The 25,886-nt window shown below is 70.4% G+C and carries 23 protein-coding genes; 12 read left to right on the forward strand and 11 right to left on the reverse strand.

Features of this window, described 5'->3' with window-relative positions; translation table 11 throughout:
* The first annotated feature begins 118 nt into the window (after positions 1-118).
* The 3 genes from HJ588_RS02730 (at position 119) to HJ588_RS02740 (ending at position 6,286) form a co-directional block, all read left to right on the forward strand.
* Positions 119-4,039 carry a Pls/PosA family non-ribosomal peptide synthetase gene (locus tag HJ588_RS02730; protein ID WP_171151712.1) on the forward strand — a complete coding sequence of 1,307 codons (3,921 nt, stop codon included), beginning with the start codon at positions 119-121 and terminating at the stop codon, positions 4,037-4,039.
* On the forward strand, positions 4,036-5,337 hold the full coding sequence (locus HJ588_RS02735) for a M1 family aminopeptidase (protein WP_171151713.1): 1,302 nt from the start codon (positions 4,036-4,038) through the stop codon (positions 5,335-5,337). Before HJ588_RS02730 ends, HJ588_RS02735 begins: the two co-directional genes overlap by 4 nt.
* Positions 5,338-5,440: 103 nt before the next feature.
* Positions 5,441-6,286: a hypothetical protein gene (locus tag HJ588_RS02740; RefSeq protein ID WP_171151714.1), complete on the forward strand. Its 846-nt coding sequence runs from the start codon at positions 5,441-5,443 to the stop codon at positions 6,284-6,286.
* A 121-nt stretch (positions 6,287-6,407) separates the two neighbouring features.
* On the opposite strand, the gene HJ588_RS02745 is transcribed toward HJ588_RS02740, so the two are convergent.
* Together HJ588_RS02745 and HJ588_RS02750 are read right to left on the reverse strand one after the other, a co-directional pair.
* Positions 6,408-8,768 carry an MMPL family transporter gene (locus HJ588_RS02745; protein ID WP_171151715.1) on the reverse strand — a complete coding sequence of 787 codons (2,361 nt, stop codon included), beginning with the start codon at positions 8,766-8,768 and terminating at the stop codon, positions 6,408-6,410.
* A 76-nt stretch (positions 8,769-8,844) separates the two neighbouring features.
* Positions 8,845-9,483 carry a TetR/AcrR family transcriptional regulator gene (locus HJ588_RS02750; protein WP_171151716.1) on the reverse strand — a complete coding sequence of 213 codons (639 nt, stop codon included), beginning with the start codon at positions 9,481-9,483 and terminating at the stop codon, positions 8,845-8,847.
* A gap of 188 nt (positions 9,484-9,671) precedes the next feature.
* Between HJ588_RS02750 and HJ588_RS02755 the strand changes: the two genes are divergently transcribed.
* From HJ588_RS02755 to HJ588_RS02770, 4 genes are all read left to right on the forward strand, one after another.
* Positions 9,672-10,379, forward strand: coding sequence for a DUF4282 domain-containing protein (locus tag HJ588_RS02755; protein ID WP_171151717.1), 708 nt, complete (start codon positions 9,672-9,674; stop codon positions 10,377-10,379).
* Positions 10,380-10,506: 127 nt separating this feature from the next.
* Complete coding sequence (gene galT / locus HJ588_RS02760) at positions 10,507-11,583, forward strand: galactose-1-phosphate uridylyltransferase (RefSeq protein ID WP_171151719.1); 1,077 nt, start codon at positions 10,507-10,509, stop codon at positions 11,581-11,583.
* Positions 11,580-12,761, forward strand: a complete 1,182-nt coding sequence (galK, locus tag HJ588_RS02765; protein ID WP_171151722.1) for a galactokinase — start codon at positions 11,580-11,582, stop codon at positions 12,759-12,761. Before galT ends, galK begins: the two co-directional genes overlap by 4 nt.
* Before the next feature lie 143 nt (positions 12,762-12,904).
* Positions 12,905-13,393 (forward strand): arsenate reductase/protein-tyrosine-phosphatase family protein, encoded by a 489-nt coding sequence (locus tag HJ588_RS02770; RefSeq protein ID WP_171151724.1) that lies wholly within the window; start codon positions 12,905-12,907, stop codon positions 13,391-13,393.
* A 21-nt stretch (positions 13,394-13,414) separates the two neighbouring features.
* Here the strand turns inward: HJ588_RS02770 and HJ588_RS02775 are convergent, their stop codons facing one another.
* A complete protein-coding gene (locus tag HJ588_RS02775) occupies positions 13,415-13,840 on the reverse strand; it encodes a DUF1232 domain-containing protein (RefSeq protein WP_171151726.1) in 426 nt (141 codons plus the stop codon).
* 159 nt (positions 13,841-13,999) lie between these two features.
* On the opposite strand from HJ588_RS02775, the gene HJ588_RS02780 reads away from it, so the two are divergent.
* From HJ588_RS02780 to HJ588_RS02800, 5 genes are all read left to right on the forward strand, one after another.
* Positions 14,000-14,785, forward strand: coding sequence for a VOC family protein (locus HJ588_RS02780; RefSeq protein ID WP_171151728.1), 786 nt, complete (start codon positions 14,000-14,002; stop codon positions 14,783-14,785).
* Positions 14,786-14,857: 72 nt separating this feature from the next.
* Positions 14,858-16,270, forward strand: a complete 1,413-nt coding sequence (gene purB, locus HJ588_RS02785) for an adenylosuccinate lyase (RefSeq protein ID WP_171151731.1) — start codon at positions 14,858-14,860, stop codon at positions 16,268-16,270.
* 182 nt (positions 16,271-16,452) lie between these two features.
* Entirely contained in the window at positions 16,453-16,854 is a 402-nt protein-coding gene (locus HJ588_RS02790; protein ID WP_171151733.1) for a guanyl-specific ribonuclease, read from the forward strand.
* A 145-nt stretch (positions 16,855-16,999) separates the two neighbouring features.
* Complete coding sequence (locus HJ588_RS02795) at positions 17,000-17,281, forward strand: metal-sensitive transcriptional regulator (protein WP_171151735.1); 282 nt, start codon at positions 17,000-17,002, stop codon at positions 17,279-17,281.
* Between the two features lie 68 nt (positions 17,282-17,349).
* Positions 17,350-17,565 (forward strand): heavy-metal-associated domain-containing protein, encoded by a 216-nt coding sequence (locus HJ588_RS02800; protein WP_171151737.1) that lies wholly within the window; start codon positions 17,350-17,352, stop codon positions 17,563-17,565.
* Positions 17,566-17,692: 127 nt separating this feature from the next.
* Here HJ588_RS02800 and HJ588_RS02805 read toward each other — a convergent pair whose 3' ends face one another.
* The 8 genes from HJ588_RS02805 to HJ588_RS02840 all read right to left on the reverse strand — a co-directional run bounded on the left by HJ588_RS02805 (position 17,693) and on the right by HJ588_RS02840 (position 25,840).
* Positions 17,693-18,346, reverse strand: coding sequence for a VOC family protein (locus HJ588_RS02805; RefSeq protein ID WP_171151739.1), 654 nt, complete (start codon positions 18,344-18,346; stop codon positions 17,693-17,695).
* Between the two features lie 32 nt (positions 18,347-18,378).
* A complete protein-coding gene (locus tag HJ588_RS02810) occupies positions 18,379-19,191 on the reverse strand; it encodes a TrmH family RNA methyltransferase (RefSeq protein WP_171151741.1) in 813 nt (270 codons plus the stop codon).
* 1 nt (position 19,192) lies between these two features.
* On the reverse strand, positions 19,193-19,978 hold the full coding sequence (locus HJ588_RS02815) for an HAD family hydrolase (RefSeq protein WP_425483526.1): 786 nt from the start codon (positions 19,976-19,978) through the stop codon (positions 19,193-19,195).
* Positions 19,979-20,503: 525 nt separating this feature from the next.
* Positions 20,504-21,694 carry an ABC transporter permease gene (locus HJ588_RS02820; RefSeq protein WP_171151744.1) on the reverse strand — a complete coding sequence of 397 codons (1,191 nt, stop codon included), beginning with the start codon at positions 21,692-21,694 and terminating at the stop codon, positions 20,504-20,506.
* The gene (locus HJ588_RS02825) at positions 21,691-22,572 is read right to left on the reverse strand and encodes an ABC transporter ATP-binding protein (protein WP_171151746.1); all 882 of its coding nucleotides are present in this window, start codon (positions 22,570-22,572) and stop codon (positions 21,691-21,693) included. Before HJ588_RS02825 ends, HJ588_RS02820 begins: the two co-directional genes overlap by 4 nt.
* A gap of 115 nt (positions 22,573-22,687) precedes the next feature.
* Positions 22,688-23,377, reverse strand: coding sequence for a response regulator (locus tag HJ588_RS02830; protein ID WP_343036568.1), 690 nt, complete (start codon positions 23,375-23,377; stop codon positions 22,688-22,690).
* Positions 23,374-24,504 (reverse strand): hypothetical protein, encoded by a 1,131-nt coding sequence (locus HJ588_RS02835; protein WP_171150727.1) that lies wholly within the window; start codon positions 24,502-24,504, stop codon positions 23,374-23,376. Before HJ588_RS02835 ends, HJ588_RS02830 begins: the two co-directional genes overlap by 4 nt.
* 31 nt (positions 24,505-24,535) lie before the next feature.
* Positions 24,536-25,840, reverse strand: a complete 1,305-nt coding sequence (locus HJ588_RS02840) for a sensor histidine kinase (RefSeq protein WP_171155306.1) — start codon at positions 25,838-25,840, stop codon at positions 24,536-24,538.
* Positions 25,841-25,886: the final 46 nt, after the last annotated feature.

A 25,886-nucleotide genomic window follows, 5' to 3' on the forward strand; every position in this document is an offset into this window, starting at 1 on the left:
ACCCCGCGGTCGCCAGCACCAGCACCGCGACCCCGATCCCCCGCATGCCCGTCATTGTCCGGCACCTGATGTCCGGCACCTGGCGTCGGGCTCCCGCGTCCGGCACCCATGCGGGAGAATGCCGGCAAGTCGCCAAGTTTCGGGGAAGGAACAGCCCGTCGTGACCCTGCTCCGGGGGCCGGACGCCCCAGCCGCACGCACGTTGGTGGACATCTTCACCGAGACCGTCGAGGAGTGCCCCGACGCGCCCGCGATCGACAGCGGCCAGACGGTGCTGACCTACTCCGAGTTGCACGAGGAGGCGCTGGAGGTCGCCACCGAACTCGCCGGCCTCGGCATCGGGCCGGGCCACAAGGTCGGGGTCCGGATCAACTCGGGCACCACTGACCTCTATGTCGCGATCCTCGGCACTCTGCTCGCCGGCGCGGCATACGTGCCGGTCGACGCCGACGACCCCGACGAGCGCGCCCGCACCGTCTTCGGCGAGGCACACGTCTCCGCTGTGATCACCGGTGACCTGGACATCAAGCAACCAGCGGGCTTTTCGGCGACCGACGCCGAAACCGAGGGTGCCGAGCCCACTGCGCCGGAGGTGACCGACGACGCGTGGGTGATCTTCACCAGCGGCTCCACCGGCAAGCCGAAGGGCGTCGCGGTCACCCACCGCAACGCGGCCGCGTTCGTCGACGCGGAGTCGCGGCTCTTCCTGCAGAGTGACCCGATCGGCCCCGACGACCGGGTGATGGCCGGTCTCTCGGTGGCGTTCGACGCCAGCTGCGAGGAGATGTGGCTGGCCTGGCGCTACGGCGCGTGCCTCGTGCCGGCGCCGCGGTCGCTGGTCAAGAGCGGCATGGACCTCGGGCCCTGGTTGGTTGCCAACGACATCACGGTCGTTTCGACCGTGCCGACGCTGCTCGGCATGTGGCCGGCCGACGCCCTCGCCAAGGTGCGCCTCCTGATCCTCGGCGGCGAGGCCTGCCCGCCGGAGGTCGGCGTGCGCTACGCGACCGACACCCGGGAGGTCTGGAACACCTACGGACCGACCGAGGCCACGGTCGTCGCGTGTGCGGCGCGACTGGACGGCAGCGACCCGGTGCGCATCGGGCTGCCCCTCCCCGGCTGGGACCTGGAGGTGGTCGACACGGAGGGGCGACCGGTGCCCGAAGGCGCCTCCGGCGAGCTCATCATCGGCGGCGTCGGGCTCGCGCGTTATCTCGACCCGGAGAAGGACGCCGAGAAGTACGCCCCGATGCCGACGCTCGGTTGGACGCGCGCCTACCGGTCCGGCGATGTCGTGGTGAAGGACGAGGTGGGCCTGATCTTCGCCGGCCGGGCCGACGAGCAGATCAAACTCGGCGGCCGCCGCATCGAGCTCGGCGAGATCGACGCCGCGCTCAGTGCGCTGCCGGCGGTGTCGGGTGGTGCGGCCGCCATCCGGGCGACCGGTGCGGGCAACAAGATCCTGGTCGGATATCTGCTGACCGAGCCGGGATTCGAGCTCGAACCCGCCCTCCAGCAGCTGCGCGACGAGCTGCCCGCCACGATGGTGCCCCGACTCGCCGCGGTCGACCACCTGCCCACGCGCACCTCCGGCAAGATCGACCGGGACGCCCTGCCCTGGCCGATCGCGACTCTCCGCGCGGGCGGGCCCGACACCGCCGACCCGCTCACCGGCACCGCCGCACACGTCGCGGAGCTCTGGCTCGACCTGCTCGGCGCGGTCGTCACCTCCTGCAAGGACAACTTCTTCGACCTCGGCGGCGGCAGCCTCACCGCGGCACAACTGGTCTCGCGGCTGCGCGAGACCCAGCCCGAGGTGACCGTCGCGGATGTCTACGAGTTTCCGACCGTCGAAGGCCTTGCGGCACAACTCGATTCGATGTCAAGCCCGGCCAACCTGCGCGAACGCGACGTGCCGCCGACGCCGCTCAAGACTCAGTTCGCCCAGCACGCCGGCCTGATCGGCACCCGCTGGCTCGCCGGATTGCGTTGGGGCACGTGGCTGCTCATCGGACTGCGCCTGGCCGACCCCTTCACCTCGCGCGATCTTCCGGTCGCGCCGTGGTGGGTGCTCGGCCTGCTGTGGCTGGTCTTCCTGACCCCGCCGGGCCGCATCCTGCTCTCGGCAGCTCTGGTGCGCGTGGTCCTCGCGGGGCTCCGACCGGGCAACTACCCGCGGGGCGGCAAGGTGCACCTGCGGCTCTGGCTCGCCGAGCGCATCGTCGACGAGGTCGGCGCCACCCGGCTCAGCGCAGCGCCCTGGATGCGGCTCTACGCCCGCCTGCTCGGCGCCCGCATCGGGCGGGACGCCGACCTGCATACGATCCCGCCGGTGACCGGCATGCTGCGGGTCGGGGCCGCCGCGTCGATCGAGCCCGAGGTCGACCTTGCCGGCCACTGGCTCGACGGCGACCGGCTGCTCGTCGGGCCCATCGTCGTGCGTGGTGGGGCACGCGTCGGCACGCGTTCGATGCTGACACCCGGCGCGGTTGTCGGCCGGCGCAGCGAAATCTCTCCCGGGTCAGCGGTTTTCGGGGAGGTGCCCGACGACCAGGCCTGGAGCGGCGCGCCCGCGGCGAGGGTGCGCAAGGCGCGCGGGCCGTGGTCCGACACCCGCCCGCCGCACCGGCCTGCCTTCTCGTTCCTGTATGGCGCGACAGCCGTCTCGATCACGCTGCTGCCGGTGATCGCCACCGCCGCCGCGGTGGCCGTGGCTCTCGCCATACTCGGTGATCGAAGCCTTGCGCTGATGGCCGTGCCGATGGTGGTCGCGGGAGGTCTGACCGGCATCCTCGTGCTCGCCCTGCTCATCTGGATCCTGGTCCGGTTGCTGGCGATCGGCCTGACTCCCGGGCATCACCCGGTGCACAGCAGGCCCGCGCTGCAGGCGTGGGGCACGCTCCGCGCGCTGGACGAGGCGCGCGGCTGGCTCTTCCCGCTCTACTCCAGCGCGCTCACCCCCGCATGGCTGCGCAGCCTCGGCGCCAAGATCGGCAAGGACGTCGAGGCGTCGACCGTGCTGATGATCCCGGCGCTGGTCAACGTCGGCGACGGCGCCTTCCTTGCCGATGACACCCTCGTCGGCCCCTACGAACTCGGCGGCGGCTGGTTGCGCGTCGAGCGGTCGAAGGTCGGCAAACGCGCCTTCGTCGGCAACTCCGGCATGACCGCCCCCGGCCGCAAGGTGCCGAAACGTGGTCTGGTGGCTGTGCTTTCGGCTGCGCCAGGCCGCACCGACAAGGCGAAGTCCGGCACCTCCTGGCTCGGCAGTCCGCCGGTCAAGCTGCGCCGGCAGTCGAGCAAGAGCGACACCAGCCGCACCTACCAGCCACCGCGCAAGCTCAAGGTCGCGCGTGGCCTGGTCGAGGTGTGCCGGCTCATCCCCTGGCTTGCCGGGTTCGCACTCGCCGGCGGCGCTGCCGCCGCGCTCATCGCGATCGGCAATGCGTGGGGCTGGTGGGCGATCCTGGTCCTCACCGGCCCGGTGCTGCTCGCCGGTGGCGCCGTCGCAGCCGCAGCGGCCACCCTCGCGAAATGGTTGCTGATAGGCAGGATTCGCGACGGCGAGCACCCGCTGTGGAGCTCCTTCGTATGGCGCAACGAACTCGCCGACACGTTCGTGGAGATGCTGGCCGCCCCGTGGCTGGCCCGGCCCGCACTCGGGAGCCCGGTGCTCGTCTGGTGGCTGCGGTCGATGGGCGCCCGCATCGGCAAGGGTGTCTGGTGCGAGACCTACTGGCTGCCCGAGGCTGATCTGATCGAGCTCCAGGACGGTGCGACGGTCGGCCGCGGCTGCGTCGTGCAGACACACCTCTTCCACGATCGTGTGCTTTCGATGGACACTGTGCGACTGTTGCGCGGTGCCACCATCGGCCCCCACGGGGTCATCCTGCCGGCCGCGACCATCGGCCGGCACGCCACCGTCGGACCGGTATCGCTTGTGATGAGAGGAGAATTCGTGCCCGACAAGACGCGCTGGATCGGCAACCCGATCGGCCCGTGGGTCGAGGACGAGACCAGCGAAGTGGGTGCGGGGTGAGCGTCGCGACCGGTGTCACCGCAGACCCCTATCTGCCCGGGCACGGTGACCCGTCATACACGGTCCGGCACTACGACCTCGACCTCGACTACGCCCTGGAGAGCAACTCGCTCAAGGGGCGCGCCCAGCTCACGATCGAGGCGCTCCAACCGATCCGGCAGCTCACCCTCGACCTGCACGCCCTCAACGTCGTCAAGGTCACCGGCCCCGCCGTTGGTCGCCACAACCATCGCGCTGGCCGGCTGAACATCCAACTCAGACAAGAGCTTTCGCCGGGTGAGCTGACGACCATCACGGTCGCCTACCGCGGCGTCCCGCGGACCGTGCCCGACAAGATCGGGGACGCCGGCTGGGAGGAGCTCACCGACGGCGTCATCGTGGCCTCCCAACCGGGCGGCGCGCCGAGCTGGTTCCCGTGCAACGACCGCCCCGACGCGAAGTCGACCTACCGGCTGACGGTCACGGTCGCCAACGACTACCTCGTCGTCGCCGGAGGCGAGCGCACCGGCATGCGGCGACGAGCCGGCCGCACCACCTGGACCTACGAGCAGCGCAGCCCGATGGCCACCTACCTGGCGACCGTCCAGATCGGTCGGTATGACGAGATCCCGCTGCCGGGCCCGGTCCCGCTGACGGCGGCGGTGCCGCCCGCCCGGCGGACGGCGTTCGAGGTGGCGTTCGCCGACCAGGCGGCGATGGTCGACTTCTTCAGCCGCTGCTTCGGGCCCTACCCCTTCGACAGCTATCGAGTCGTCATCACCGACGACGCGCTCGAGATCCCGCTCGAGGCGGGCGGACTGTCGATCTTCGGCAGCAATCTGCTGAGCCGGTCGTGGGACGCCCAGCGGCTCATCGCCCACGAGCTGGCGCATCAGTGGTTCGGCAATGCGGTCACGCTGCGCCAGTTGCACGACATCTGGCTGCACGAGGGTTTCGCCTGCTACAGCGAGTGGCTGTGGTCGGAGGAGATCGGTGGGCCGACCGCCGACGCCCGCGCCCGCGAACACTGGTCGCGACTCATCGGCCGCCGCTTCACCCGCACACTGGCAGATCCGGGCATCGCGCAGGTCTTCGACGACTGGGTCTACAAGCGAGGCGCGCTCACCCTGCACGCCATCCGCCGCGCGATCGGAGACGGCCCGTTCTTCGAACTGCTGCAGACCTGGGTGGCCCGCAACCGGGGCGGCAATGTCACCACGGCCGAATTCGTCGCGTTGGCAGCCGAACTCGGGCATCTGCAGGTCGAGGCGATCGTCGACACCTGGGTGTACGAGCGCGCCCTGCCGGCACTCGCCTGAGCCGTCGGGCCGGTGGCGGGCCGCTCAGTCCCACGGGGTGTCCGTCCACAGCGCCCACGCGGACCGCAGACCGGTCGCCCGGTGCGCGATTAGGCTTGAGCGCATGCGCCCCGTCATACGTCTGACAGCTGCGGCCGGTGGGCTGCTGCTCGCCGGCTCACTGGCCGCCTGTGGCAGCTCGCCGACGGTCAGCGTGACGTCGGTCAGCGCCGGTGCGACGCGGCCGAGCTCGGCGGCCTCGAGCGAGGCGGCTTCGAGCCAGGCGACGGCGGCGCCGACCGCGAAAACCGTGGTGCACCAAGCGCGTTCGTCAGCGGCGACCGCCACCTCGGCGCACCTGCACGCGGTCATCGCGGTCGAGACCGGCGACGAGACGGTCGATCTCAAGGGCACGATGGACGGCTCCAACCAGGAGTTGACGATCACCTACCCGCGCGAAGGCACCGCCACCGTGCGCACCGTCGACGGCAAGTACTACATCAAGGGTGACCGCACCTTCTGGCGCACGGCCGCGGCCGCCGACGCCACGTCCGCGGCCCGCATCGCCGGCAAGTGGGTGCAGACGCCGGCCGAGACCGCCCGCCGGCTCAACGGCCTGACGCTGCGCAGTTTCATCGACGAACTCATCGGGCCGCAGACGATCAGCGAGAGCGACCTGGAGCAGGCGACGACCACGCGCTCCAGCGGCGGGAGCACCCCGGCCTGGCTGGTCGACTCCGGCCAGGGCGACACGCTCAAGGTCAGCGCGGACAGTGCGCATCACCTGCTGGAGGCGGCCGGGCCGACCGACGGTGGTCGCGGCACGGCGACCATCGACGGCTGGGACTCCCAGCCCCGGATCACCGCGCCGGCCGGAGCCATCACGCTGCCGGGGGTCGGCGGCGGGGGCGGGGGAGGCAGCGGCAAGGGCGGCTCCGACACCAGCACCGAGGACGGCCGCACCACCTGACCCGTCCCCGCTCCCGACCCCGCCCGACCCCGCCCGGATCGAGCGGCACAACAACGCACTGACAGGCCCACGAAATCGGGGTGATTTCGTGGGCCTGTCAGTGCGGTTGTGTGCCTGTCGGTCAGACGCCGGCGAGCACCGGGTCGTCCTTGTCGCCACCGTCGCCGTCACCGTCGCTGCCGCTGTCGGCGGCTGCGTGCCGGCCCCGGCCGGGACCGGAGGCCAGGCCCTCGCCCTCGACGTCGACCTTCGGCAGGATCTTGTCCAGCCACTTCGGCAGCCACCAGGCCTTGTCACCGAGCAGGTACATGACGGCGGGGATCAGCGTCATACGCACGATGAAGGCGTCGAAGAAGACCGCTGCGGCGAGCGCGAAGCCCATCGACTGGATCAGCGCGTTGTCCTGCAGCATGAACGCGGCGAACACCGAGATCATGATCGTCGCCGCGGCGGCGACCACGCGTGCTCCGTGCCGGAACCCGTCGATGATCGACTCCCGCGCGTCGGCGCCGTGGACGTAGGCCTCGCGCATCCGGGTGACCAGGAAGACCTGGTAGTCCATCGCGAGCCCGAAGACGATCCCGATCAGGATCACCGGCATGAAGCTGACGATCGGTTGTCCCTCGACGATCCCGAACATGCCGTTCTGGAAGACCGCGACCGTCGCGCCGAGAGTCGCCAGCACCGACAGCAGGAAGCCCAGGGTCGCGGTGAGCGGCACCAGCACCGAGCGGAACACGATCATCAGCAGGATGAACGCCAGCCCGATCACGATCGCCAGGTATGGCGGGAGCGCGTCGGTCAGCCGCTGCGACACGTCGGTCTGGATCGCGGTCTGACCGGTGACCCCGACCGTGGTGTTGGTGCGCTTCTCTATGGTCGACTGCCCGTCGCGCAGCGCGTTCAGCAGGTCGACGGTCGACGTGTCGTCGGCACCGCCCTTGGGCGTGACGAGGATCTGCGCACCGGTCTGGTCCTTGTTCATCCCGACGATCTGGGCGTTGGCGACATTCTTCTGCGCGCCGGCCCACTGCAGCACCGAGCCGAACGCGGCCGGACGCTGCTTGGCGTCGGTGATGTCGGAGGCGTCGGCCACGATGAGCAGCGGGGCCTGGCGGCCGGCGCCGAACGCCTCGGTCACCAGGTCGGCGGCCTTGCGCTGGGTGGTCGACGTTGCCGCGGTGGAGTCGCTCGGCAGCGCCAGCTGCATGTCCTTGATCGGCCCGGAGAGAGCGCCGAGCAGCACGACGACGAGCGCGACGACGATTGCCGGCTTCTTGCCGATGAGGCGGGCCCAGCGGACGCCGTTGTTGGTGGTGCGGCCGTCCTCGGCCAGCTTGTCCTGACGCTTGCGCAGCTGACCACCGAACGCCTTCGACTTCAGCAGGCCGAGTATGGCGGGAAGCAGGGTCAGCGCGACCAGGACCGCGAAGGCGACGCTGCCGGCGGCGGCCAGACCCATCGAGGTCAGGAAGGGAATGCCGACCACCGAGAGGGCGCAGAGCGCGATGAGCACGGTCAGGCCGGCGAAAACGACTGCGCTTCCTGCCTTTCCGACGGCAAGACCGGCGGCGTGCGCCCTGTCGTCGGACTCCTGCAACTCGGTGCGATAGCGCGCGAGGATGAAGAGCGTGTAGTCGATGCCGACCGCCAGGCCGATCATCGTGGCGAGGATCGGGGTCGTGGTGCCGATGGTGGTGAAGCCGGTCGCGAACTGGATCGCCAGCTCGCCCATGCCGACGCCGATGAGGGCGGTGACGATCGGCATACCGGCGGCGACCAGCGAGCCGAAGGTGAGGAACAGCACGAACGCCGCGACGATGATGCCGAGCAGTTCACTGCTGCCGCCCGGTGGCTCGACCGCCTGCATGCCGGAGCCGTTGACCTCCGCCTTCAGGCCGGCGCTGCGTGCGCCGTCCAGCGCCGAGAGCACGTCCTGCTGGGTGGATTTCTCCACGTCGGCGACGGTCTTGACGTCGAACTTCCACGAGATCGTGCCGGTGCGTCCGTCGGCCGACAGCGGCGAGACCGCCTGGGCGTTCTTCTTGGCGGCCGCCTGCTCGGCGGCGCTCGGACCGGCCGCCTTCATCACCTGCTGCTCCTGCGCCTGCGCCGCGATCACCGGGTTGACCGGCTTGTTCCGGGCGTCGGTCGGCATCTGCGGCAGCTTGTCGAGGCGGGCGATCAGCTGATTGACCGCGCCGGAATATTTGGCGTCGGTCAGCTTGCTCCCGCTCGGCGCCTGCACGACGACGGTCGCCGTCGCCTCGTCCTGGGCGTCGCCGGTGCCCGGGAAGAGCTTCTGCTGCATGTCCTGCGCCTTGAGCGACGGGATGCCCGGGATCGAGAACGTGTCGACCATCGGCTTGCTGACGCCGATCGCGAGTGAGCCGAAGCCGACCAGCACGATCAGCCAGCCGACGAGGAAGAGCGGCCAGCGCCGGTAGGCGGTGTGCCCGAGCCGGTAGAGCAGGGTTGCCATGAAGGATCCTTTGGGTGTGACTTGCGTGGGTATGACGATGCGTCGCGAAAATGCTTGGTAAAGCTGGTGATTCGGTCTACTTCAGGAGCTTCCGAGCGATCTTCAGGTTGTCGAGGTAGATGTCGGCGAGCTCGCGCTCATCGCCCTCGCCGAAGTAGTGCAGCGAGACCTCGAAGACGCTCGCCAGCATCGCGAGGAGCAGGTGCGACCGTGGGTCGTCGGGCCTGATGCCCTCGCGCTGCTGGATCAGGCCCTGCAGACCCCCGATGAAGTCCTGGAAGAGGTCGGCCGTGGCGATCAGCAGCTTCGGGTTGCGCTCGAAGCACTGTCGCGTCATGCGCAGGTCTTCCCGGGTGAACTCGTCACCGGCGGAGGCCCGCAGCGTGGCCAGCACCAACTCCGCCAGGTCGGCTACGGACTCCCCCGTGGGTCCGCCGGCGAGATAGACGTCGATGTCGTGCTGGTCCAACCACGGGCCTGCGCCGATGGTGGCCTCGAGCTTGCTGTCGTAGTAGTTGAAAAGAGTCCGGCGCGACACCTCGGCGCGCTCCGCGAGCTCGTCGAGAGTGAAGTCGTCGTAACCCTTTTCGACCGCGAGCCGCTGGGCCGCCCGGGTGATGCGATATGCGGTCCGCAGCCGCTTGTCCGTCATCTTCGCCGCGACGAGGTGTCGCGGGTCGGTGTCGGTGGAGCCGCGGAATCGCATGGCCATCATGTTGCACTTTGATATGCCAAAGTGCAAATTCATTGGAGTGTGACGTCCGCCTCATCTCGCCGGACGGGCGAGCGGCGCCCGCCGGCGCGAGTGGACTCCGTCGGCGCGTCCCGGTTGGATCGGGTGGACAGTTGGGACACCATCGATGAGGCGCGCGCACCTGCGCCGCCGGAGTCAAGGAGGGACACATGTCTACGCCCACGGGTGGATCGTGGAACGACGACAAGTCGTGGAACGACGACAAGCAGGGCCAGGGCGAGGGCAGCCGCGCGCCGTACGGTCAGCAGGGTCAGCAGCCGGGCCAGCAGAGTCAGCAGAGTCAACCGGGTCAGCCGGGCCAGCCGGGTTACGGCGTGCCCCAGGGGCAGAGCCTCGGTCAGGGGTTCGGCCAGCAGTCGGGTTATGACCGGCCGACGCAGCAGCAGCCGGCCCCGGCATACGGGCAGAGCCAGCAGGCCGGGCAGCAGCAGGCGAGCGAGCACCAGGCCGGCCAGCAGGCACACCAGGGCAGCCACGGCCGTGGCTTCGGTCAGCAGGCCCAGCAGGTCGGTTCGCAGTTCGCCTCCGACGCCGGGCAGGTCGCGGCGGGCGCCGGCGACGGCATCGGGGCGCTGTTCTCGGACCTGCAGTTCAAGAAGTCGCTCACCGAGAAGATCGCCGGGCTGACCTTCCTCGGCGTGATCATCTGGGCGGTGCTGAACTTCCTCAGCAACCTGTTCTACAACTTCGGCAGCCAGGACTTCGGCGGCCAGTCGGTGAAGAACATGAGCACCGGCTCGGCGCTGATGCACACCCTGGCCGACCTCGTCTGGCTGATCATCGTCGTCGCGATCGTGCGACTGCTGCTCGAGGTGGCGATCAACATCGCGCGCATCGCGCAGCGCAGCAGGAGCTGACAGCTCCCCCCAGCGGCCGGTCCCGAGTTTTTCGGGGCCGGCCGTTTCGCATCCGCCGGGCGCGTCACCGCCTCCGTGTGATACAACATATCCGAACATTTTCGAACGTTGATCCGTGGAGACCCGCATGGAGCGCACGACAGGTCGGCTCGCCGACGGCCGCGAGATCATCTGGTATGACGCCGACGGCACCGGCCGGGTCGCCGCCGCCGACCAGCGCGACCTGCCCGCTGCGGTCACCAACTCCCAGCTGCGGCGGGACCCGCTGACCGGTGAGTGGATCGCGATCGCGTCGCACCGGCAGAGCCGCACCTACATGCCGCCGGCGAACGAGTGTCCGCTGTGCCCGTCGCGCGACCACCTGTCCGAGGTGCCGTCGACCGAATATCAGGTGGTGGCCTTCGAAAACCGTTTCCCGTCATACAGTTTGGCGGCGGAGGGTGGCGAGACGGTCGAGACCGGCCTGGAGCAGACGCGGCCTGGGCACGGCCGGTGCGAGGTCGTCTGCTTCACCAGCGACCACAACTCGACGTTCGCGGCTCTGCCGCCGCAGCAGGCACGGCTGGTGGTCGACACCTGGGCGGACCGGACGACCGCGCTGTCGGCGATGCCCGGCATCGAGCACGTCTTCCCGTTCGAAAACCGCGGCAAGGAGATCGGTGTCACCCTGCAGCACCCGCACGGGCAGATCTACGCCTATCCGTTCGTGCCGCCGCGCGCGTTGCAGGAGCTGACGCAGGCCGAGGACTACCGCGCGCGGACCGGGCGGTCGCTCTTCGGGGACGTCATCGAGCGCGAAATCGCTGACGGCGCAAGGGTGGTCGCGAGCAACGACGAGTGGGTTGCGTTCGTGCCCTATGCCGCACGCTGGCCGATCGAGGTGCATTTCTACCCGCGCCGGCAGGTGCCCGACCTCCCAGCACTGGACGACGCCGCACGCGACGGGTTCGTGCCGATCTACCTGGACGTGCTGCGGCGCTTCGACCGCCTCTACTCCGAGCCGACGCCCTACATCGCGGCCTGGCAGCAGGCGCCGGTGCGCGCGCACCGCGACGAGGCGTGGCTGCACCTGGAGCTCTACTCGATCCGTCGCGCCGAGGGCAAGGTGAAGTTCCTCGCCGGATCCGAGTCCGGGCAGGGCGCTTTCGTCAACGACGGGCTGCCGGAGGCGCTGGCCGATCGGCTGCGGGAGGTTGCTTCATGAGCGTCGTGCGCACCCCTGCCGAGATCGATGTCGACGCGCTGGTCGCGCGCTTCGCGCAGCTGTATGACGGGGCGCCCGCCGGCGTCTGGGCCGCGCCGGGGCGGGTGAACATCATTGGCGAGCACACCGACTACAACGGCGGCTTCGTGCTGCCGATCGCGTTGGCACAGCACACGATTGCCGCGGTCCGGCAGCGCGATGACGAGAGGGTGCGGGTCGCGTCCGCGTCGATGGACGGCGGCGCACCGGTGGAGTTCGAGCTGTCCGACATGGCTCCGGGCGGCGAATACGGTTGGGCGTCATACGTCGTCGGCGTGGGGTGGGCGGCGCGACAGCGCAGGCTGCCGGTGACCGGCATCGACATTGCCCTGGACTCGAATGTTCCTCTCGGCGCTGGGCTTTCGTCGTCGGCGGCACTCTCCTGTGTGACCGCACGGGCCTGGTCGGACCTGCTCGGCTGGGGCATCGACGACGAGACCGTGGCCGACCTCGGGCGCGACGCCGAGAACCACATCGCCGGCGCGCCCACCGGCTTGATGGATCAGCTCGCGTCGGTGTGCGGCTGGGCGGCGCACGCGATGCAGATCGACACCCGAGCAGTCACCGTCAACCAAATCCCTTTCGATCTGGGCAGATTCGGGCTCTCGCTCCTCGTGGTCGACTCGCACACCGAGCACTCGCACGCCGGAGGCGAATACGCCGAGCGTCGCCGGTCCACCCAGGAGGCCGCCCTCCGGCTCGGCGTCGCCGAGTTGCGCGACGTGCCGTTGGAGAGTCTCGCCACCACGCTCGACAAGCTGCCGGACCTCCTGCGCCGGCGCGCACGGCACGTGATCACCGACTCCGCGCGGGTCGAGCAGGTCGCGGCGGCACTCGCCGCCGGTGACGACCCGCGCCGCATCGGCTCCCTGCTCAACGACTCACACGCGTCGATGCGGGACGACTTCGAGATCACCGTGCCGTCGGTCGACACGATCCAGGCCGCCGCGGTGGCCGCCGGTGCCTACGGCGCCCGGATGACCGGCGGCGGCTTCGGCGGTTGCGTGATCGCGCTGGTCGACGGCGACGCCGCCGAAACGGTGGCGCAGGCGTGTGCTGCCGCCGCCGAGCGTGGCGGCTTCCCGGCGCCGACGGCCTTCGAGGCAGTCCCGAGCACCGGCGCGACCCGCCTGCGCTGACCCCCCCTCTTCGCCGAGAGGCCCACTTATCGCCGAGGGGACCACTTATCCGGGCGGTTCACCGGGGGGATATGTGGTCCTGTCGCCGGTAAGTGGGCCTCTCGGCGAGGGGTGGCAGAGGGCGGTCACGTAGGGTCCATCGGGTGACCTACGCCGTGTGTTTCGTGTGTTCGGGCAACATCTGCCGGTCGCCGATGGGGGAGGTCATCCTCCGGTCGATGCTGGAGGACGCCGGGCTCGGCGACGAGGTGACCGTCGACTCCGCAGGCGTCGGGGGCTGGCACGTCGGCGAACCCGCCGACCCACGCACCGTCGCCGCCCTGCGACGCGGAGGCTACGACGGCAGCACGCACCGGGCCAAGCAGATCGACGCGTCATACCTGACCGAACGCGACCTGATCCTCGGCGCCGACCGCGGCCACGTGCGGGAGATCCTGCACCTCGCCGGCCAGGGCACGGCCGACGCGGACGTGCGCCTGGTGCGCGAATTCGACCCGGTGGCAATGCAATCCGGCGATCTCGAACTCGACGACCCCTACTACGGCAACGCCGCCGACTTCGACAGGTGCCGCGACGAGGTCGAGGCCGCGTGCCGCGGGCTGGTCGACGAGATCACCCGACAGCTGCGCTGACGCTGCGGCATACCGGCTGCGTCATACCAACGGCAGGTCGCCGCGCGCGACGTCGCTCGCCCATTGCAGGACGAGCAGGTCGTCGAGGTGGCCGGTCGGCAGCCAGTCGGGCACGACGTCACGTTCGGTCACCAGGTAGTGCAGCGCGGCGATCACCACCCGGGGGCGCGGGTCGGAGGTCAGCACCGCCCGCCGCTCGGCCGTCAGGCCCGGCTCGGTCAGCTCCTCCAGGTGGGCCTCCACCATCGCCCCGGCGATGTCCACGTGCACCCCGCGGGGCGAGCTGGTGAGTGACCCGACCGCGAAGACCTTGCGCTCGACGTCGGCGAGCAGCTGCCGCAGCCCCGCGGCGTCGCCGGCCAGCTGCGCCGCGACCTCGCGCGACCGCCGGAACGACGCCGACGCGAGCAGCCGAGCGAGCCCTATCCCCTCGATTGCATCGCCCATCGATTCTCCTCCCACCTCGCCACCGTAGGCCGGACCGGCGGCCGAGTAACCGATTTCACCCACATTGGACGAACACCGGGCCGCCGGGCGACCTGCGGCCGCCGGACGATCGGCCCCGCGCAGCCCGGGTATGCCGCGCGGGCGCCTAAGCTTCGACGCATGGCAACCCGGAACACTCCCTGGCCCGCGGGCACACCGTGCTGGATCGACTGCGCATTCGAGCCCGAGCACCGCGGCATGCACCACGCGCGCGACTTCTACAGCAAGCTCTTCGGCTGGCGGATGGAGGAGGGCCCGAAGGAGACCGGGGGTTACACCACCTGTTTCAAGGACGACGAGCCGGCCGCGGCGATCATGCCCAAGACGGACGAGCAGCAGCCGACCGCGTGGGTGACCTACCTGGCCACCGACGATGTCGACGCGACCGTCGCCAGGGTGCGCGCGGCGGGCGGTCAGGTGGTCGTGGAGCCGCAGGACGTGCTCACCGCCGGGCGCATGGCGTTCTGCGTGGATCCGACCGGCGCGTTCTTCGGCCTGTGGCAGGCGGGCGACCACATCGGCTTCGGCATCGTCAACGAGCCCGACACCGTCACCTGGAACGACCTGATGACGCGCGACCTGCCGGCGGCGAAGGCGTTCTACGCGAGCGTCTTCGGCTACACGTATGACGAGCGTGGCGACGCGTATGCCGTCATACAGCTGCCGGACGGCACGGTCGTCGGCGGCATGCACCAGGCCGACCAGCTGGACGCCGACACCCCGGCCAGCTGGCTGGTGCACTTCGCGGTCGCCGACCGGGACTCCTCGGCGCAGATCGCGCAGGAGCTCGGCGCCGCGATCCTGATGACCTACGACACGCCGTTCGGACCCGAGGCACTGCTGCAGGGCAAGCACGGCGAGGTCTTCACGGTCTTCTCGCCCGCGGCGGACGCGCCCGCGCAGTAGCGCGGCCGCCGGCGCCGACCCGGCCGCCCGGCGCGTGGGCAGGTGCCGATGGCGTTCTGGGAGACTTTGCCCATGCGTTCGCTTGCTGACTCCACCCCGCCCATCGCGCTCGGGGCGCTGGACGGTCGTTACCGTGCCGCCGTCGCCCCGCTGGTCGACCACCTGTCGGAGGCCGCGCTCAACCGGCAGCGGGTCAACGTCGAGGTCGAGTGGCTGATCCACCTGACCACGGCCGGCGCGGTGCCGGGCGTCCGCACGCTCACCGACGCCGAGACCGCCGCGCTGCGCGACATCCCGGCGCAGTTCGACACCGCCGATGTCGCCGAGCTCGCCGACATCGAGCGCGAGACCGTGCACGACGTCAAGGCGGTCGAGTACTACCTCAAGCGGCGACTGCCGCAGATCGTCGGCGCCGACGACGCGGTCGGGCTCTCCGAGCTGGTGCACTTCGGCTGCACCAGCGAGGACATCAACAACCTGTCCTACGCGCTGATGGTGCAGGGCGCGACGCGTCAGGTCTGGCTGCCGCGGGCGAAGGCCCTGGTCGATCAGATCGCAGCAATGGCAAAGGAACTCGCCGATGTGCCGCTGCTCGCGCACACCCACGGGCAGCCGGCGACGCCGACCACGATGGGCAAGGAGCTGGCCGTGCTCGCGCACCGGCTCCGCCGGCAGCTGCGCCGCATCGAGGGCGCCGAATATCTCGGCAAGATCAACGGCGCGACCGGCACCTATGGCGCACACGTCGAGGCCGTGCCGGACACCGACTGGATCGAGACGTCCCGCACGTTCGTGGAATCCCTTGGCCTGCAGTGGAATCCGCTGACCACCCAGATCGAGAGTCACGACTGGCAGGCCGAGCTCTACAGCGACATCGCCCGCTTCAACGCGATCCTGCACAACCTCGCGACCGACGTGTGGACCTACATCTCGATGGGTTACTTCGCCCAGTCCCGCGGTCAGGGCACGGTCGGGTCGAGCACGATGCCGCACAAGGTCAACCCGATCCGCTTCGAGAACGCCGAGGCCAACCTCGAGGTCAGCAACGGCCTGCTCGACGTGCTCGGCCGCACGCTGGTGACCTCGCGGTTGCAGCGCGACCTCACCGACTCGTCGATGCAGCGCAACATCGGCACGGCATACGGGCACTCATTGCTGGCGATCGACAACGTCGGCCGTGGCCTCTCCGGCCTCGACGCGGTGCCGGCGGCAATGGCGGCCGACCTCGACGCCAACTGGGAAGTGCTCGGCGAGCCGATCCAGTCGGCGATGAGAGCCCTTGGCGCACAAGGGGTTCCGGGCATGGAGCAGCCCTACGAGCGACTGAAGGAGCTCACCCGCGGGCGGCGCATCACCGAGGCCGACCTGCGCGACTTCGTGAAGGGTCTCGGCCTGCCTGCCGAGGTCGAGGAGCGCTTCCTCGCCCTCACCCCGGCGACGTATGTCGGGCTCGCCCCGCAGCTGGTGCGCTACCTCGACGCCTGAGCGCGTCTGCCCCGCCGGCCGAGTCTGACGATCCGATTCACGTCTGACGGCCGAATTCGACCGTCAGACGTGAATCCGGCCGTCAGGGTCCGGCCCATCATGGCTGGTCGCTGACCAAACATTGACTCGCTCTTGACCGAGCGATCACCCGATCGTCGATTCGGCACGGCAGGCTCGTGCGCATGAAGACACTTCTGCCCCGTCTCGGTTACACCATCGCCGCCGCCTCGCTGGTCGCCGGAGTCGGCATCGCCGGCGCCGAGGCGCCCGCCCGCGCCGCCGGCACCCTCCCGTCCTGTGCGCTGTCGTCCCTGCCGCCGGAGGCGACGACCACCGCCAACCTGATCAAGCAGGGCGGCCCGTTCCCCTACCCGAACAACGACGGCGTCGTCTTCCAGAATCGCGAGGGCATCCTGCCCCAGCAGGCGGCGAGCTACTACCACGAGTACACCGTCAAGACCCCGAACTCCACCACCCGCGGCGCCCGTCGCATCGTCACCGGCGGCACCCCGCTGACCAGCCCGCCGAACTGGTACTACACCGGCGACCACTACGCGTCCTTCTGCAAGATCACCGGCGTCTGACCGAGCCGCTCCCGCGTCCGGTCCGACGGCCCACCTGCTCACGCGGGTGGGCCGTCGTCGCGTCGCGGCGGGTTCGCGACTCCCGACATACCCCCTCAGGGTATAGTCGTGGTGCATCGATTCGGACCGAACGGCAGGAACGGCAATGGCGGGTTACACCGGCACCAAGGACGACTACCTCAAGCGGCTGCGCCGCATCGAGGGCCAGGTCCGCGGCATCCAGCGGATGGTCGAGGAAGACACCTACTGCATCGACGTGCTGACCCAGGTCAGCGCGGTCACCAAGGCCCTGCAGACCGTGAGCCTCGGCCTGCTCGAGGACCACGTCGGTCACTGCGTGGTCGACGCGGCCCGCGACTCCGACGAGGCCGCCCAGGTGAAGGTGCGCGAGGCGTCCGACGCGATCGCGCGACTCGTCCGCAGCTGACGCTTCCCCATCGCGTATGACGGGAGTCCCGGCATACGCGCCATTCCACGAGAACGGAAGGCACCACCATGACCCAGACCGACATCACCGTGCAGGGGATGACCTGCGGCCACTGCGTCAACGCGGTCACCGAGGAGCTCAAGACCATCGACGGCGTGCGCGACGTCAGCGTCGAACTCAACGCCGGCGGTGACTCGCCGGTGCGCATCACCAGCGACGGCGACCTCGACCCGCAGGCGATCGCGGCCGCGGTCGACGAGGCGGGCTACCAGATGGCCGGCTGAGGCACGGCATACAGGTATACGAGAACGCTGCGGCCCGTGTCAGGGCCGCGGCGTTTTGTGGTCTCGATACGCGGCGGTGGTCTCGATACGCGGCTCGTTCCTCGCCGCTACTCGACCAGCGAGTGTGTCAGAGGACGACGGTCTCGCCGTCGCAGCGGAACGACACCGACATCAGGCCGGGCGTGCCCATCGGGGCGATGAAGTCGAAGGTGATCTCCGGCTCCCAGTCGTCGCGGTCGACGCCGGGCTCACCGACGAGGCCGAGCCATTCGCGCACCCGCTCGGGCGAGCCGGCAATCTGCAGGGACTCCAGCGCCGCGTCGGTGGCACCGTCCTGCGACGGGTGCTGCTGACCGGGGGTCCACTCGATGAAGAACGGCACCTGCGGGTCGGACATCGTGCCGCGCACCCCGAGCTGCTTCCAGGTGACCTCGACGCCGTCGGGCCGGTGCCGGTTGCCGGGCACCGCGGGACGGCCCACGAGCTGCTCGGCGATCGAGATGTCCTCGACCTCGACCACCCAGCCGAGCCAGCCGCCGCCGGCCTCGGAACGGGCCCGCACGGCCTGTCCGAACGGCGCCTTGTCGGACGCCGGGTGGTCCAGCACCTCGACGACCTCGAGGAAGCGGTGGTCCAGCAACGGGACGATGGAATTGCGCGTGCCGAAGCGCGGGTGCAGCCCGCCGTCGATCGGCTCGACACCCAACATGTCACCGAGCCGCTTCGCAGTCGCGACCAGTCCGTCAGGCTCTGCGGCAAAGACCAGGTGATCAACTCGCATGTCAAGCATCGTGCCACCATCGCGCGAGGCGACTAAACGCGGGTCGCCCGCTGGCGCACCGCCTCATACAGCACAATCGCCGCCGATGTGGCCACATTCAGCGAATTTGCCTTGCCCACCATGGGGATTCGCACTGTGACGTCTGCCCGATCGAGCACTTCGGGGGTCAGTCCCTCCTTCTCGGTGCCGACCGCGACGGCGATCGGCCCGGTCAGGTCCGCATCGGTGTGTGCGATGTCGGTGTCGGGCGTCGCGGCCACCACCCGGATGCCGCGCGCCCGGGCCCAGTCGAGGGTCTCGGTGGTCGTCGCCGACGCCACCGGCACCGAGAAGACGGTGCCCTTGGAGCCGCGCACGACGTTGGGGTTGCCCCAGTCGGTCACCGGGTCGGCGGCGATCACCGCGTCGACGCCCGCGGCGTCCGCGGTGCGCAGCATCGCGCCGAGATTGCCCGGCTTCTCCACGCCCTCGGCGACCAGCAGGAACGGGTCGTCCGGCAGCGACAGCCCGTCGAGGGTCGTCCCCACCGCGGGCACCACGGCGAGGAAGCCGTCGGCGCCCTCCCGATAGGCGACCTTCTCGAACGCCGTGCGGCTCAGCTGTATGACGCTCGCCCCCGCCCCGCGGGCGGCCTCGACGACGTCCCGCTGCGCGGCCGGGTCGAGCATCAGCTCCGGGCAGTAGAAGAGTTCGCGCGGTCGCACGCCGGCGTCGAGTGCGAGACCGAGTTCGTCATACCCCTCGAGAAGGGTGAGGCCGGCCTGCTCCCGCCCGCGTCGCCGGCGCAGCGTCTGCAGCGCCTTGAGTCGCGGGTTGGCCGGCGAGGTGATGATCGGGTCGGACATCTCAGACCAGCTGCCGGAGTATGACGGCAGCCCCGTCCTCCTCGACCGGTGCGGTGACCTCGTCGGCGACCGCCTTGACCTCGTCGGGTGCCTGCCCCATCGCGACGCCGCGCGCCGCCCAGGCCAGCATCTCCAGGTCGTTGCGGTGGTCGCCGATCGCGATGGTGTCGCCCGGCTCGACCTGCAGCTTGCGCCGCACCTGCTCCAGCGCCGATGCCTTGGAGACGCCCTCGGGGTTGATGTCCAGCCACGCGGTGTAGCCGACGGCGTAGTTGACCCCGTGCAACCCGAGGCGCTCGACCAGCTCGACGAAGTCCTCCGCGGTGCCGCTCGGGGAACGGAAGGTGAGGCGGGTGGTCGGTTCGGCACCGAGCTCCTGCCACGACACGACCTTCACCGGACCCATCAGCTCGCCGTCGGGGAAGTCGGCGCTCACCTTGGTGCCGACGCCCGGCTCCTCGATGCCGACGACCGCGTCCGGCCAGGCGTTCTCCAGCACGTCGAGCACCGGCGCAGGGTCGAAGGTGACCGTGTCGATGACTTCCCAGTCGCTCCCATGGACCCGGGCGAGCACCGCGCCATTGGACGTGACCGCGAATCCCCTTGGCAACTGCAGAGTTTCGAGCACCGGCACGATACCGAGCACGCTGCGTCCGGTCGCGATCACGACATGGTGCCCGGCGCGCGCGACCGCCTGCACGGCGTCGCGCACTTCGTCGGACATCCGCCCGTCGTGATGCAGCAGGGTGCCGTCGATGTCGAGTGCGACGAGCTTCTTGGTGATCACGCCCCAACCTTAGGGGTCGGCTGGTTGGGGTCGGCTGGTTCCGGCCGGGTGTGCGTCGGGGTGGGGCCGGGCGGGTGGGGGCCGGGCGGGTGTGCGTATGCCGCGACCGTCGCGACTTCTGCACGCCCCGCCCCATTTCGCGTGCGTACGACGCAACCGTCGCGACTTCTGCACGCGGCCAGCCCCGATCCCGTGCGCAGCCCGCGACCGTCGCGACTTCTGCACGCCGCCGCACCATCTCGCGTGCGTACGACGCGACCGTCGCGACTTCTGCACGCCCCCGCCACATTTCGCGTGCACAGCCCGCAACTGTCGCGACTTGTGCACGCCGTACCGGCTCACCCCGTGCACACCCCGCGACCGTCGCGACTTCTGCACGCGCCCAGCCCCGATCCCGTGCACACCCCGCAACCGTCGCGACTTCTGCACGCGCCCAGCCCCGATCCCGTGCACACCCCGCAACCGTCGCGACTTCTGCACGCGCCACCGGCCGACCCCGCCCGCACCCTCGACCCTTGCCGCCGGTCAGTCGCGCTCGGTGAGCGCCTGCCGGAAGCTGACCTTGTGGCTGGTCTGCATGAGCGACGAGCGATACATCCGCTCCGCGGTGCGCAGGATGAAGTAGGCGCCGACTGCGGCAATCCCGAGCGATGCCAACGGCTCCCACCAGGCGGCGTCGCCGGAGACGACCCGGGCCGGCATCGCGATGGTGGAGAAGAGCGGTACGAAGGACAGGAGCTTCAGCAGGCCGCCGGTGGCGAGGATGCCGCCGAGGAAGATCGCCATCACCAGCGTCGTCATCGGTGCGGACGTGGACTGCACGTCCTCCATGCGCGTCGCGAGCGCGCCGACCACCGCCCAGAGGCTCGCGAGGGCGAGGAAGCCGATGAGGAAGAAGGGCAGGAACCAGCCGATGCCTCCGGCGAGCGTGCCGAGCAGCGCGGTGTTGTCGGTCACGATCAGCCCGCCGACCGCGACGGCCGAGAGCAGCGCGACCTGCACGATGGCGAGCACCGTGTTGCCGACCACCTTGCCGATCAGCAACTGCCGCAACGGGATTGCCGAGGCGATGATCTCGACGATGCGGTTCTGCTTCTCCTCCACGACGCTGTTGGCGATCGCCATGCCGAAAAGCAGCGCGGCCAGGTAGAACAGGAAACCGAACGCGACCGCGGAGACGCGTGCCTCGGTGGTGTTGTCGTCGCCCTTCGGTTGCAACAGGTCGTAGGGCAGGGTCGCGCCGCGCTGCAGTGCCTGCAGGCTGGTGCCGGCGGCGGCCGCGTTGCGGGCGATCGCGTCGGTGCTCACCGTCTGCCCGATGTAGGTCGCCAGCTCCGCGTTGCGGCTCGACTTGCCGACCAGCCGCCAGCCGTCCCCCTGGGGCACCAGTCCCGCGTCGACGTCGCCGTCCTTGACCGCCTGCTCCACGGCCCGGGCGGAGGGCAGCGACTTCGCCTTCAGTTCCAGGTCCGACCCCGCCGCGTCGGCGGCCTTGCCGGACTGTGCGACGAGGGCCGACCCGGCCGGCGATGTCACCGCGACCGTCTTGGCCGACGACTTGCCACCGACGAAGACCTGTATGCCGAGACCCACGACGATCAGCACCAGCATCAGGCCGGTGGAGACCAGGAAGTTGCGGTCGCGCAGCTTCACCGCAATCTCGCGAGCGGCGACGATGCGCCATACGGAACGCAGCTGCGCGGATGCCGTCGTCATGCGGTGACCTCCCGGTAGATGTCGGCGACGCTCGGGACCAGCTCGGCGAGCTCGCGCACCGAGCCGCGGCGCATCGCCTCGGTGAGCAGCCGGTCGGTGTCCTGCGGCGATGCGAGTTGCACGATCGCCCGGTCGCCGGCGACGTCCACCACCTGCAACCAGCCGAGGTCGCGCACCCACCCGGCGTCTCCCCCGGTCACCAGCCGGTGCCGGACCGGACCACTTCTCCGTAGCTCGTCCGCGGCGCCGTCGGCGACGACCCGCCCGCGCGACAGGATCACGATGCGGTCGCACAGCCGCTCCACCAGGTCGAGCTGGTGGGAGGAGAAGAGCACCGGCACGCCGTCGCGGGTGAACTCGCGCAGCAGCTCGACCATGTCGTCGACCGCCCGCGGGTCGAGCCCGGAGAAGGGCTCGTCCAGCACCAGCAGTCGCGGGCGGGCGATCACCGCGGCGATCACCTGCACCCGCTGCTGGTTGCCCAGCGAGAGCGACTCGAGCTTGTCCTTGGCGCGCGCGGCGAGACCGAAGCGCTCCAGCAGCAGCTGCGCGCTGGCACGGGCGTCACCGGCCGAAAGTCCTTGCAGCTGACCGAGATAGACCAGCTGGTCGACCACCGGCTGCTTCGGGTAGAGACCGCGCTCCTCCGGCATGTAGCCGAACATGCGGCGTTCGGCGGCGGTGACAGGGGCGTCGTTCCACCGCACGTCACCGTCGCTGATGCCGAGCACGCCCATGATCATCCGCATGGTCGTGGTCTTGCCCGCGCCGTTGCCGCCGACGAAGCCGACGAGCAACCCGTCGGGCACCGCGAACGACACGTGGTCGACCGCGGTCACCTCCCCGAATCGCCGGGTCAACCGATCCACCTGCAGCATCGTTCGCCTCTCCTCCGCCTGGCGGCCTGAGTCAGAAAATTGGGGCCGATGCCCTCGACGCTAGAGCTGACGGAGGTATGACGGATCACCCGCGCGGCGGAGATGCGGCGACCCGTCAGTCCCCCGGACGGAGGAGCCCGGCCTCGTAGGCGAAGACCACCGCCTGCACCCGGTCGCGCAGGTGCAGCTTCGAAAGGCAGCTGGACACATGGGTTTTCACGGTCGCCTCCCCGAGGAACAAGCGGCCGGCGATCTCACCGTTGGACAGGCCGCGGCCGACGAGCTCGAGCACTTCGAGCTCGCGTGGGGTGAGCCGGGAGAGCGCGCCCGCCCGTGCGGGGTCGGACTCGGCCGACGAGCCCGCTGCCGTCATACGCTCGATGACGCGGCGGGTGACCTCGGGGGCGAGCAGCGCGTGGCCGTGCGCGACCGCGCGGATGGCGTCGACCAGGTCGTCCGGGTCGGTGTTCTTCAGCAGGAACCCACTGGCGCCGGCCTGCAGCCCGTCGAAGAGGTAGTCGTCGCGGTCGAAGGTTGTGAGCAGCACGACCTGCCCGGTGCCCTCGGCGACGATGCGCTCGGTCGCCGCGATGCCGTCGAGCACCGGCATCTGCACGTCCATCAGCACCAGGTCGGGCCGCAGTTTGCGTGCCAACTCTACGGATTCGGCACCATTGGCAGCCTCGCCCACGACCTCGATGTCGTCCTCGACGGACAGCATCATCGCAAAGCCGCTGCGCACCAGCCGCTGGTCGTCGACGACGAGCACCCGCAGCGGCGCCGCGTGCGGCTGCTGCTGGCTCACCGCCGCTTGACGGTGCCGCCGACGCCGGCGGCGAGCATCGCGACGCCCATCACCAGCACCAGCCAGAGCCCCCAACCGGAGGTCAGGGAGGTCTCGAAGCCGGTCGGCATGCCGGACGTCTTCATCGCGTCGGCGAAGTCACCGCTCTTGTTGCCGATCCAGATCAGGCGGTAGACCGCCAGGCCGATGATGACGAGACCACCGACGGCCGCGGTGATTGCGGCGGGCAACGCTGCCACCCGGCGACCGAGCCCACGGATCACGCCGAGACCCGCGACGAGCAGCGCGACCAGCGAGACAACCCAGCCCTCCCAGAGGCTGTCGCCGTCGTTGCCGGTCGCCGACGGTGAGGCGTCGCCCGAACTGCCGGAGCTGTCGGAGCCGCTGCCCTGCTCATCGCAGGCACCCGCGCCGGCGCCGGTGCCCTTGCACGACTGGTGGTCGAACGCGTTGACCGACGAACTGATCGACAGGTTCGTGCCCAGGTAGGACCCGCTGACCTTCGCGGTCGCCCAGGTGCCGAAGCAGCCGATGAAGGCGAGGATCGCGATCGCGACCGGGATCCAGCCGAGCAGCCGGGCCGGCTGGGAGAGCGTGGTCGGCGCGAGCGGGAAGCACGGCTGCGCGCCCGGCGGGAAGTAGGGCTGCTGCGGCTGCTGAGCGCCGGGCTGCTGAGCCGGCTGTCCCGGCTGGGCCTGCTGACCCGGCTGACCCGGCTGACCGAACTGGCCCGCCTGGCCATACTGACCCGTCTGGCCGTACTGGCCCGGCTGCCCGAACTGCTGCTGATGCTGGGGTGGCGGCGCCTCCGGCCCGCTCCCCGGCCCGTACTGCGGCTGCTGGGGCTGGAGCGGCGGCTGGTATCCGCCCTGCTGGCCGGCGCCCTGACCGAACCCCTGACCGCTGCCCTGGCCAAAACCCTGCCCGAGTGACTGCGGCGGCGCGGGCGGCCCGGCATACGGCTGCTGGCGTTGTTGCTGCGGAGACTGTTGTTGGTGCGGTTGCTGCTCCTGTTGCACTGGCCGTCCGTCGGGGCCGATCACCGGCTGCTGGGTGGTCTCCTGCTCGGCGCGGCGCCGACGTTCGTCGTCGGGCGCTCCCGGGGCGCCCGGGGAATGGTGGGACATGCCTTCCTCCCGCTCTGGTATGTCGCTCGGCTCACTCTAATCGCACGGCCGGGCGCTGCCCGGCCGCGAACGGCAGGCGCACCCGCACCCGATAGCCCGCCGTCGGGCGCGGGCCGATCTCGGCCTCGCCGCCGTGCGCCGCCACCCGCTCCCGCATGCCGGTCAGGCCGAGCCCGGTGCCGCCGGAGCCGGGCACCGGGAGGCCGCCGTCGAGGACCTCGATCTCGGCATACGGCTCGCCGTCCCGTCGGTCGAGACGGGCCACGACCTGGGCACTGCGCGCGGTCGAGTGCCGCCGCACGTTGGCCAGCGCCTCCTGCGCGGTGCGATAGATGCTGAGACCGATCGCCGGCGGCAGGTCCCCGGCGAGCGGCGGGTCGGCGTCGACGAGCCGGAAGTCGACGTCCAGCCCGGCCGCGCGGTATTCCTCGACGAGGCGCTCCAGATCGGCGAAACCCGGTGCCGGTGCCCGGGTTTCGTCACCGTCGGCACGCAGCGTGCCGAGCAGCGCCCGCATCTCGGTGACCGCCGAACGCGAGGACTCCTCGATGCCCGCCATCGCGGTGCGCGCAGCGTCCGGCCGTTTGTCGAAGACGCGCCGCGCCGCACCCGCCTGCACCCCGATCAGCGAGACGTGGTGGGCGACCACGTCGTGCAATTCGCGGGCGATGCGGAGGCGTTCGGCGACGACCGCCTGCTCGCGCAGGGCCCGCGCCTGCTCGTCGATGGTCCGGGCCTGCGCCTCGAGCGCTACGCGGCGGCGGACGTTGCGCCATTCCAGCAGCCCGAGCAGCACCGAACCACCGATGTAGAGGCTGTTGGCGAGGATGTTGATGACGATCCGGCCGGCCATCGGCGACAGCAGTCCGGCGAGGTGCCGATCGGGCAGCTCGGCGTGCACCAGCGTCCACACCACCCAGACCGCGAGCGCGGCGAGGCAGAGCCCGATGACCAGCACGCCGCGCCGGCGGTCGCGGCACCAGGCGGTGGCCGAGTAGATGCTGAAGAAGTAGACGAACTGCACCCCGAGGGTCATGGTCACCAGGCCGCCGACCTCGCCGAACAGCACCCACGAGCCGACGGTGACCACCACCGAGCACAGCGGGAAGCGCCGCCGCCAGATCACCGCGACGCACGGCACGGCGAGCCCGGCATACTCCACCCACGTCGGCGCGGTGTCTCCCCGCAGCATGCCCACCGAGCGGCTGGCCTCGAAGGTCAGCGCCGCGACGCAGAACCACAGCGCCGCGATGGGCAGGTCCGTGCGCAGCCAGCGCTTCGGCAGCGGGCGCACCCACGGGTCGCCCACACCGAAGAACTGCATCACCCGGGTCATCACCGGGCCACTGTATGGCGGCAGCCGCGCCCGCCGGATCCGTCGC

Origin of the sequence: Flexivirga aerilata (genome assembly GCF_013002715.1) — a bacterium.
Taxonomy (GTDB): Bacteria; Actinomycetota; Actinomycetes; order Actinomycetales; family Dermatophilaceae; genus Flexivirga; species Flexivirga aerilata.